We start from the raw sequence: 8,994 nt of genomic DNA, 5'->3' as shown, positions 1-8,994 counted from the left end.
GTACGGGGGAAACCACGCGCACGGGCTCGCAGGCGACAGCGGACAGCCGCATGCCGGACCACCCGGTGCGGCAGGGCTCCACAGGCTCCTCAGGGGGCCCGTACGACGGTGTGATGCCGCAGCGGCGGCGCTGGTCCGCCCACGCGGACGAGGCGCACCCGGTGCGTGCCGTGGCGGCGCGCCCGTACGGCGACGAACCGTACGTCCGGGTGCTCGTGCACGCGCTCAACCGGGCCCGCGCCCTGACCCGGCTGCGGAACCTGGGCCTGCGTGCGGTCTACCTGCGGGGCAACGCGGAGCCGCCCACCGCCGACGAGATCACGGCGGTGCTGCACCACCCCGAAGGGCTGGTCTGGCGCACGACCGCGGACGACGACCGCGAGTCCTGGCACCCGATCGCGTCCCTGCTGCGCCCCTCGGGCCACGTGCGTACGCGGTAGCGCACCGTACGGGCCGGCACAGCCGTACGGCACAGCCCGGCCCCTCGGCTTCAGCCGCCCCGCAGCACCGGGGCGCCGGTGAGCTCCACCCCCGCCTCGCTGAGCTGCTTGAGCGCACGCTCCGTGGTGGGCGCGGCGACGCCCGCGGTGAGGTCCAGCAGGACCCGGGTACGGAAGCCCTCGGCGACCGCGTCGAGCGCGGTCGCCCGTACGCAGTGGTCGGTCGCGATGCCCACCACGTCGACCTCCCGCACGTCGTGCCCCCGCAGCCAGTCGGCCAGCGGCGCGCCGTTCTCGTCGGCGCCCTCGAAGCCGCTGTAGGCCCCCGTGTACGCGCCCTTGTCGAAGACCGCGTCCACCGCCCCGGCGGTGATGACCGGGGCGAAGTTGGGATGGAAGCCGACACCTTCGGTGCCGGCGACGCAGTGCGGCGGCCAGGTGTGTTCGAAGTCGGGCCGGTCGGCGAAGTGGTCTCCCGGCGCGACGTGGCGGTCGCGGCTGGCCACGATGTGCGCGTAACCGGCGGACGCGTCGCCGATCAGCTCGGTGATGGCGGCGGCGACGTCCGCGCCCCCTTCGACTCCGAGGCTGCCGCCCTCACAGAAATCGTTCTGTACATCTACGACGATCAGTGCCCGGTGCATGCGCACGCCCTTCGGCTGAGGTGGGGGGCGGTGGTGGGGAGTGGTGGGAGAGCGGTGGAGAGGGACGACGGCCGACTGAGCCGGTCCCAACCTAGGGACTCCGGCCCCTTCGCGGGAGGTCCCACGCAGGCTGACGCGCACTCACATATCCGTCACACGTACTCCGTCGGCAGCACCGGCTCCCCCCGGGACAGTTGCGTCGCCGACAGCGGCAGTCCGGCCAGCGCCTCGGTGTGCCGCTCGCGGGCCACGTCCAGCGGTTCACGTCCGACGACTTCGCCGCCCCGTACCAGCTGCACCTGGAGCCGCCGCGCGGCCAGGTCCGCCGGCACCGGGCCGGTGCCGATCACCTCCGTGGCCGCGATGCCGTCCGCGTCCAGCTGCCGCGCCGCCCATTTGGCCCCGCCCGGCGAGGACTTGCCGCCCACCGACTTCTTCGCGACGGCGCGCAGCGGCGCGTCCGGGGCGTCCGAGTCGGCGCGCGCGACGAGCTTGTAGATCATCGAGCAGGTCGGGTGGCCGCTGCCGGTGACCAGCTGGGTGCCGACCCCGTACGCGTCCACGGGTGCCGCCGCCAGCGAGGCGATGGCGTACTCGTCCAGGTCGCTGGTGACCACGATCCGCGTCTTGGTCGCGCCGAGCTCGTCGAGCTGCTGGCGCACCCGGTGGGCGACCAGCAGCAGGTCGCCGGAGTCGATCCGGACGGCGCCCAGGTCCGTTCCGGCGATCTCCACGGCGGCACGTACGGCCTCGGCGACGTCGTAGGTGTCCACCAGCAGGGTGGTGCCGCTGCCGAGCGAGTCGACCTGGGCGGTGAAGGCGTCGCGTTCGCTGTCGTGCAGCAGAGTGAAGGAGTGCGCGCTGGTGCCGACGGTGGGGATGTCGTAGCGGAAGCCGGCCGCCAGGTCGGAGGTGGAGGAGAAGCCGCCGAGGTAGGCGGCGCGCGAGGCGGCCACCGCCGCCAGCTCGTGTGTGCGCCTGGCGCCCATCTCCATCAGCGGCCGGCCGCCCGCGGCGACCGCCATCCGGGACGCGGCGGCGGCGACGGCGGAGTCGTGGTTGAGGATCGAGAGGATCACCGTCTCCAGCAGCACGCACTCCGCGAAGGTGCCCTCGACCCGCACGATGGGCGAGCCGGGGAAGTACACCTCGCCCTCGGGGTAGCCGAGGATGTCGCCGCTGAAGCGGTAGCCGGAGAGCCACTCCAGGGTCGGACCGTCGACGACGTCGTGCTCCCGCAGGTAGTCCAGCACCTGGTCGTCGAAGGTGAAGTTCTCGACCGCGTCCAGCACCCGGCCGGTCCCGCCGACGACTCCGTAGCGGCGGCCTTCGGGAAGCCGGCGGCAGAAGACCTCGAAGACGGAGTGCCGTTCGGCGGTTCGGCCGCGCAACGCGGCCTGGAGCATGGTGAGTTCGTACTGGTCGGTGAAGAGCGCCGTCGACGGCACCGCCACCGGCAGTCCCCATTCCGCGTTCACTTGGGCTCCCTCGCATCGACGAGCCCCCGGGGGGAGGGGGCCGGACGGGACGAGCGTACCGCACATCTCGTCAGGGTGACGATATTGGGGTGCCGAACCTCCCCTTGACGCCGTTTGGCCACCTGACACCCCTGAGTGGCAGCATGGGGCACGTGAGTGTTGCCCCCACCGAGATCGAACGCCCGGAGTCGGCCGAGGCTCCCTTCGCCGTCCCCGAGCCGGACGTGCCGTGGGCCACGATCGTGCACAACGACCCGGTCAACCTCATGAGCTATGTGACCTATGTCTTCCAGAGCTACTTCGGCTATCCGAAGGACAAGGCGAAGAAGCTGATGATGGACGTCCACCACAAGGGCCGCGCGGTCGTCTCCACCGGCAGCCGCGAAGAGATGGAGCGGGACGTGCAGGCGATGCACGGGTACGGCCTGTGGGCCACACTCCAGCAGGACCGATGATGGCCGGCCACTTCGAGGCCACCGGTGACGGCGGCGCCGCGATCGCGCTCGACCAGGTCGAGATCTCGATCCTGCGCAGTCTCGCCGTCCAGCTGCTCGAGCTGATCGGCCCGGGCGAGGAGCCCGCCGACGGCGAGGACCCGCTCAGCAGCCTGTTCACCGACGGGCCGACCGAGCCGCCCTCCGACCCGGCACTGGCCCGCCTCTTCCCGGACGCCTACGGCGGCGGCCCGGACGCGGTGTCCGAAGGGGAGGGCGCAGGGGAGGACGAGGCGGAGCGCCGCGCCTCCGCCGAGTTCCGGCGCTTCACGGAGAACGAGCTGCGGGCCCGTAAGCGGGAGGACGGGCTCGCGGTCGTAGGGGCGCTGGACTCCCTGACGCCCGACCCGGCCACCGCGGGGGGAGAGGGCGGCGCGGGCGCGGTGCTGACCCTGAAGCCCGAGGAGTCGCGGCAGTGGCTCGGCGCGCTGAACGACCTGCGGCTGGCCATCGGTGCCCGGCTGGAGGTGACCGACGACGATGACGGCGGCGAGCTGTACACGCTGCCGGACTCCGACCCGCGCAAACCGATGGTGATGGCGTATCTGTGGCTCGGAGGGCTGCAGGAGAGCCTCATCGAGACGCTGCTTCCCTGACGCCGGTACGTCCCGGCCACCCCCCGGGGGTGTCCGCTGAGCGGATCACCCCTCTCGGCTAACGAACACATCACATCGCCGGTGCCTACGTGATGATGGTCCTGGTTGTCCTGTTTCCCGCGTGGCATACGCCACTGGCATGTGCCGATACGCGTGATAGACCTGCACGATCTGCCGCTGCGACGCCATCTGGTCGCGGCGGCAGCGCTGAGACGGGCCGACCGGCGGTCCGGACAACTCCACCGGGGGATCGGGGCCGATACGGAGATACCGGGTCGGAACGGAGAAAGGCGCACCACACATGACCTCTGAGCAGGTCTCGGACCGCGGCGCACCGGCGGGCGGTCTGAAGGAAACACCGCAGGGCAGCACGGAGACCCCACAGGAGGAGGGTTACCAGCGAGGGCTGGGCAGTCGCCAGATCCAGATGATCGCCATCGGCGGCGCGATCGGCACCGGCCTCTTCCTCGGCGCGGGCAAGGCCATCACGAAGGCCGGCCCCAGCATCATCCTGGCGTACGCCGTCGCCGGCATCGTCATCTACTTCATCATGCGGGCACTGGGCGAACTGCTCATGTACCGGCCGGTGTCCGGCTCCTTCGCGGAGTACGCCCGCGAGTTCCTGGGGCCCTTCTTCGGCTTCGTGACGGGCTGGACGTACTGGCTCTTCTGGGTCGTGACCGGCATCACGGAGGTCACCGCCGCCGCCACGTACATGCAGTACTGGTGGCCCGAGGTACCGCAATGGGCCTCCGCGCTGGTCTTCACCCTCATCCTGTACGGCGCGAACCTGATCTCGGTGAAGCTCTTCGGTGAGCTGGAGTTCTGGTTCTCCATGATCAAGGTCACCGCCATCATCGGCATGATCCTGATCGGCATCGGCGTCCTCACCCTCGGCTTCTCCGACGCCGGTGAGACCGCGTCCGTCACCCACCTGTGGGCCGACGGCGGCTTCTTCCCCAAGGGCATCGGCGGCACGCTGATGACGCTGCAGATCGTGATGTTCTCCTTCCTCGCCGTCGAACTGGTCGGCGTCACCGCGGGGGAGTCGGTCAACCCGAAGAAGACCCTGCCGCGCGCGATCAAAACCGTGCCGTGGCGGATCGCACTCTTCTACGTCGGCTCGCTCACCGTCATTCTCTCCGTGGTCTCCTGGACGGCCTTCGAGCCGGATACGAGCCCGTTCGTGGCCGCCTTCGCCAAGATCGGGCTCCCGGCGGGCGCGGCGATCGTCAACTTCGTCGTGCTCACGGCCGCGCTCTCCTCCTGCAACTCCGGCATGTACTCGACCGGACGGATGCTGCGCGACCTCGCGCTGAACGGGCAGGGCCCGAAGCTCTTCACGAAGCTGACCAGCAACGGTCTGCCGCTGCTGGGCACCACCGTCTCTGCGGGGATGATGATGTTCGGCGTCTGGATCAACTACCAGTGGCCCTCGAAGGCGTTCGACTACGTCGTCTCCTTCGCCACCATCTCCGGCATGTGGGCCTGGATCATGATCCTCGCCTCGCAGATCCGCTACCGCCGTGCGGCGGACCGCGGTGAGCTGCCGCAGTCGGAGTTCAAGGCGCCCTTCGCGCCGTACGCGAGCTGGATCTCGCTCGGCTTCATCGGCATGGTCATCGTGCTGATGGGCTTCGACCCCGACTCCCGTGTCTCGCTCTACGGAGCGCCGATCTGGGCGGCGATCCTGGTCGTCGCGTACTACGTGATCAAGGCGCGCAACCCGGACACCTTCCGCCGGGACTCCTTGCCGAAGGAGACCGGCAGCCGGTGACCGGCTGATGTGATGGCTGAGACGGGTCCGGTCCCACCCCTCGCGGTGGGGCCGGGCCCGTTGCATATCCTTCCGGGCATGCTGACCATCACCCAGGAGCTGCACGACAAGATCCTCGCCCACGCCCGCAAGGACCACCCCGACGAGGCGTGCGGCGTCATCGCGGGTCCGGCCGGCGAGCAGCGTCCGGAACGCTTCATCCCGATGCTGAACGCGGCACGCTCGCCCACCTTCTACGAGTTCGACTCGGGTGACCTGCTGCGGCTCTACCGCGAGATGGACGACCGGGACGAGGAGCCCGTCGTCATCTACCACTCGCACACCGCCACCGAGGCCTACCCGTCCCGCACGGACATCAGCCTGGCCAACGAGCCGGGCGCCCACTACGTGCTCGTCTCCACCGCCGAGTGCGGCAACGACGAAGGCCCCTTCTCCTTCCGCTCGTTCCGCATCGTGGACGGCGAGGTCACCGAGGAGGAGGTCACGGTCGCCGGCGGAGCGGTCTGACCAGCCGAACTGCCAGGACAGCGCGAATCTGAGACGGATCGGTCCACATCATGAAACCGGCACCCGGTTCCCCCGCCGGGAATCGTTACGATGAGCCCATGGTTGTCCATGACGTGAGCGCATCTGAGAAGACCCCGGGCATGCTGCTCGTCGGGCGCCTGCACGTCGATCTGTGCCGTCTCGCCAGCGCACTGGGGCCCGGCGCGTACGCGTCCGCCGCCTGACCCCGCCGGTCGGCGCGGTCCCGCCGTACGCACGCCGCAGCGGCCGTACCCCACGCGCACGCCGCCGCACAGCCGCACAGCGCACCCTTCGCAGCTTCCTGACCGTCCCTCCCGCCTCCCCACCCACAGGAGCCCACCCCATGGCCATCGAGGTCCGCATCCCGACCATCCTCCGCACCTACACCGACGGCGAGAAGTCCGTCTCGGCCGAGGGCGGCAACCTCAAGGAGCTCTTCGACGACCTGGAGAGTCGGCACGCGGGTATCCAGGACCGGCTGGTCGACGGCGGCGAGCTGCGCCGCTTCGTGAACGTCTACCTCAACGACGAGGACGTCCGCTTCCTGGACGGCATCACCACGAAGCTCTCCGACGGCGACAGCGTGACGATCCTCCCGGCCGTCGCCGGAGGCGCCGAAACGCCGGAAGCGCAGCGCTGATGCGCTACGACTCGCCGCTGGCCGCCGTCGGCAACACGCCGCTGGTGCGGCTGCCGCGCCTCTCGCCCTCGGAGGACGTGCGGATCTGGGCGAAGCTGGAGGACCGGAACCCGACCGGCTCCATCAAGGACCGCCCGGCCCTGCACATGATCGAACAGGCCGAGAAGGACGGCCGGTTGACGCCCGGCCGCACCATCCTGGAGCCCACCTCCGGCAATACGGGCATCTCGCTCGCCATGGCGGCCAGGCTCAAGGGCTACCGCATCGTGTGCGTCATGCCGGAGAACACCAGCGAGGAGCGGCGGCAACTGCTCGCCATGTGGGGTGCCGAGATCATCTCGTCCCCGGCCGCCGGCGGTTCGAACACGGCCGTACGCGTCGCCAAGGAGCTGTCCGCCGAGCACCCCGAGTGGGTGATGCTCTATCAGTACGGCAATCCGGCCAACTCCGGCGTGCACTACGCCACCACCGGTCCCGAGATCCTCGCCGACCTGCCCTCCGTGACCCACTTCGTGGCCGGCCTGGGCACCACCGGGACGCTGATGGGCGCCGGCCGCTTCCTGCGCGAGCACCGCCCGGACGTCCAGATCGTCGCCGCCGAACCACGCTACGACGACCTGGTCTACGGCCTGCGCAACCTGGACGAGGGCTTCGTGCCCGAGCTGTACGACGAGACGGTACTCACCAGCCGCTTCTCGGTCGGTTCCGAGGACGCGGTGACGCGTACCCGTGAACTCCTCGCCGAGGAGGGCATCTTCGCGGGTGTCTCCTCCGGTGCGGCGCTGCACGCGGCGATCGGCGTGGGGCGGAAGGCGGTACGGGCCGGGGAGAGTGCCGACATCGTCTTCGTCGTGGCCGACGGAGGCTGGAAGTACCTCTCGACGGGGATCTACACGGCCGAAACCACGGACGCCGCGGTCGCCGCCCTGCAGGGCCAGCTCTGGGCCTGAGGCCGGCGGGTCTTCGGGCTCAGCCCTCGTCGGTCAGGTGGCGCAGCCGCGACCAGGTGTCCTGGTCGACCTCGCCGGCCCGGTGCCGGAACGCGGCGAGCGCCACCTGGCTCACCGCGTCCGTACGCAGGCAGCTCACCCGGCCCGGCGCGTCCGCGACCGTGCCCGGCGGCAGCGCCAGCGTGCCCCCGGGACCGTCATCCCCTCCGGTGTCGTGCGGACCCCCGGCGCTGACCCCCGCGACGCGGGCGCTCTCCAGCCCCACCGCCAGCACCAGCACCAGCCGGGGCGTCTCCGTCCACCAGATCTCACCCGGACGGGGTCCACGGTCCGGCAGCGGCACCCCCGCCCGGCGACCGGCCCGGCGCCCGGCGCGACGCCGGGGACCCAGCCTGGCACCCCCGTCGACCAGCGCCGCCACCAGGGACAACGCCACGACGGCACCCAGGGCGAGCCACCACCACGTCTCCACGTCCGCTTCGCCTCCCGGACCCCCTGACAGGCACACCGCACAGAGTGACGACCGTACCCCGCGCTGGTGATTCCGCCCACACCAGCGCGCTCCTGAGGACTCACCGGGCGCCGTGCGGCTTACGCTCGGAAATCCCCACAGCCGCCAACGGAGGTCCTCGCTTCATGAAGCTCACCGTCGTCGGCTGCTCCGGGTCGTTCCCCTCCGCGGAGTCGGCCTGTTCCAGCTACCTGGTCGAGGCCGACGGCTATCGGCTGCTCCTGGACATGGGCAACGGCGCGCTCGGCGAACTGCAGCGGCACTGCGGGCTGTACGACCTGGACGCGATCGTCCTCAGCCACCTGCACGCCGACCACTGCATCGACATGTGCGGCTATTTCGTCGCGCGCTACTACCGGCACGAGGGCGGCCGTTGCGGGCCGATCCCGGTCTACGGACCGCAGGGCACCGAGCAGCGCCTCGCCCTGGCCTACGGCGACACCACCACCGACGCCATGAGCGAGGTCTTCGACTTCCACACCCTCGTCCCCGAGGGGGCGGGTGCGAGCTTCGAACTGGGGCCCTTCGCCATCACCACGGCGCAGGTCGACCACCCGGTGGAGGCGTACGCGTTCCGGGTCCGGCACCGTGACAGCGGCAGCACACTGGTCTATTCGGGCGATACCGGGCCGAGTGGGGCGCTCCTCGCCCTCGCCCGTGACGCGGATCTCTTCCTCTGCGAGGCGTCCTTCACGGACGGCAAGGAAGACATCCCCGGACTGCACCTGAACGGGAACCAGGCGGGGGAGTGCGCGCAGCAGGCGGGGGTGGGGCGGCTCGTCCTCACGCACGTACCGCCGTGGACCGACGCCAAGGTCAACCTGCGTGACGCCAAAGGCGCCTTCGAGGGCCCGGTCGAACTGGCCCGCGCCGGCGCGGTGTACGAACTCCGGTAGAGGTGCTGCCGAACGCGCCGCGCGCCCGCTGCCGGTGGTC

12 protein-coding genes are annotated in these 8,994 nt (G+C 70.7%); 9 read left to right on the top strand and 3 right to left on the bottom strand.

Features of this window, described 5'->3' with window-relative positions; genetic code table 11:
• The first annotated feature begins 113 nt into the window (after window positions 1–113).
• Entirely contained in the window at window positions 114–440 is a 327-nt protein-coding gene (locus ACRDP3_RS09330) for a hypothetical protein (RefSeq protein ID WP_431516392.1), read from the top strand.
• Window positions 441–490: 50 nt separating this feature from the next.
• Here ACRDP3_RS09330 and ACRDP3_RS09325 read toward each other — a convergent pair whose 3' ends face one another.
• Together ACRDP3_RS09325 and ACRDP3_RS09320 are read right to left on the bottom strand one after the other, a co-directional pair.
• On the bottom strand, window positions 491–1,084 hold the full coding sequence (locus tag ACRDP3_RS09325) for an isochorismatase family protein (RefSeq protein ID WP_431516389.1): 594 nt from the start codon (window positions 1,082–1,084) through the stop codon (window positions 491–493).
• A gap of 152 nt (window positions 1,085–1,236) precedes the next feature.
• Entirely contained in the window at window positions 1,237–2,538 is a 1,302-nt protein-coding gene (locus ACRDP3_RS09320; protein WP_431516391.1) for a nicotinate phosphoribosyltransferase, read from the bottom strand.
• Between the two features lie 167 nt (window positions 2,539–2,705).
• Between ACRDP3_RS09320 and clpS the strand changes: the two genes are divergently transcribed.
• The 7 genes from clpS (at window position 2,706) to ACRDP3_RS09285 (ending at window position 7,547) form a co-directional block, all read left to right on the top strand.
• Complete coding sequence (gene clpS, locus ACRDP3_RS09315) at window positions 2,706–3,017, top strand: ATP-dependent Clp protease adapter ClpS (protein ID WP_431516388.1); 312 nt, start codon at window positions 2,706–2,708, stop codon at window positions 3,015–3,017.
• Window positions 3,017–3,652, top strand: a complete 636-nt coding sequence (locus ACRDP3_RS09310) for a DUF2017 domain-containing protein (protein WP_431516390.1) — start codon at window positions 3,017–3,019, stop codon at window positions 3,650–3,652. The genes clpS and ACRDP3_RS09310 overlap by 1 nt, the downstream gene beginning before the upstream one ends.
• 301 nt (window positions 3,653–3,953) lie before the next feature.
• On the top strand, window positions 3,954–5,429 hold the full coding sequence (locus tag ACRDP3_RS09305) for an amino acid permease (protein ID WP_431516387.1): 1,476 nt from the start codon (window positions 3,954–3,956) through the stop codon (window positions 5,427–5,429).
• A gap of 78 nt (window positions 5,430–5,507) precedes the next feature.
• Window positions 5,508–5,936, top strand: coding sequence for a Mov34/MPN/PAD-1 family protein (locus ACRDP3_RS09300; protein WP_431516386.1), 429 nt, complete (start codon window positions 5,508–5,510; stop codon window positions 5,934–5,936).
• Between the two features lie 98 nt (window positions 5,937–6,034).
• Window positions 6,035–6,160 (top strand): putative leader peptide, encoded by a 126-nt coding sequence (locus ACRDP3_RS09295; RefSeq protein ID WP_431516385.1) that lies wholly within the window; start codon window positions 6,035–6,037, stop codon window positions 6,158–6,160.
• Between the two features lie 140 nt (window positions 6,161–6,300).
• Window positions 6,301–6,597, top strand: coding sequence for a MoaD/ThiS family protein (locus tag ACRDP3_RS09290; protein ID WP_431516384.1), 297 nt, complete (start codon window positions 6,301–6,303; stop codon window positions 6,595–6,597).
• The gene (locus tag ACRDP3_RS09285) at window positions 6,597–7,547 is read left to right on the top strand and encodes a PLP-dependent cysteine synthase family protein (protein ID WP_431516383.1); all 951 of its coding nucleotides are present in this window, start codon (window positions 6,597–6,599) and stop codon (window positions 7,545–7,547) included. The genes ACRDP3_RS09290 and ACRDP3_RS09285 overlap by 1 nt, the downstream gene beginning before the upstream one ends.
• A 19-nt stretch (window positions 7,548–7,566) precedes the next feature.
• Here ACRDP3_RS09285 and ACRDP3_RS09280 read toward each other — a convergent pair whose 3' ends face one another.
• Window positions 7,567–8,019: a type II toxin-antitoxin system PemK/MazF family toxin gene (locus ACRDP3_RS09280; RefSeq protein WP_431516382.1), complete on the bottom strand. Its 453-nt coding sequence runs from the start codon at window positions 8,017–8,019 to the stop codon at window positions 7,567–7,569.
• A gap of 164 nt (window positions 8,020–8,183) precedes the next feature.
• On the opposite strand from ACRDP3_RS09280, the gene ACRDP3_RS09275 reads away from it, so the two are divergent.
• Entirely contained in the window at window positions 8,184–8,954 is a 771-nt protein-coding gene (locus ACRDP3_RS09275; RefSeq protein ID WP_431516381.1) for an MBL fold metallo-hydrolase, read from the top strand.
• Window positions 8,955–8,994 lie beyond the last annotated feature (40 nt).

Source organism: Streptomyces sp. (assembly GCF_050698815.1).
Taxonomy (GTDB): Bacteria; Actinomycetota; Actinomycetes; order Streptomycetales; family Streptomycetaceae; genus Streptomyces.
Note: the sequence above shows the minus strand (reverse complement) of the source record. Positions and strands in the feature narration are given on the sequence as shown.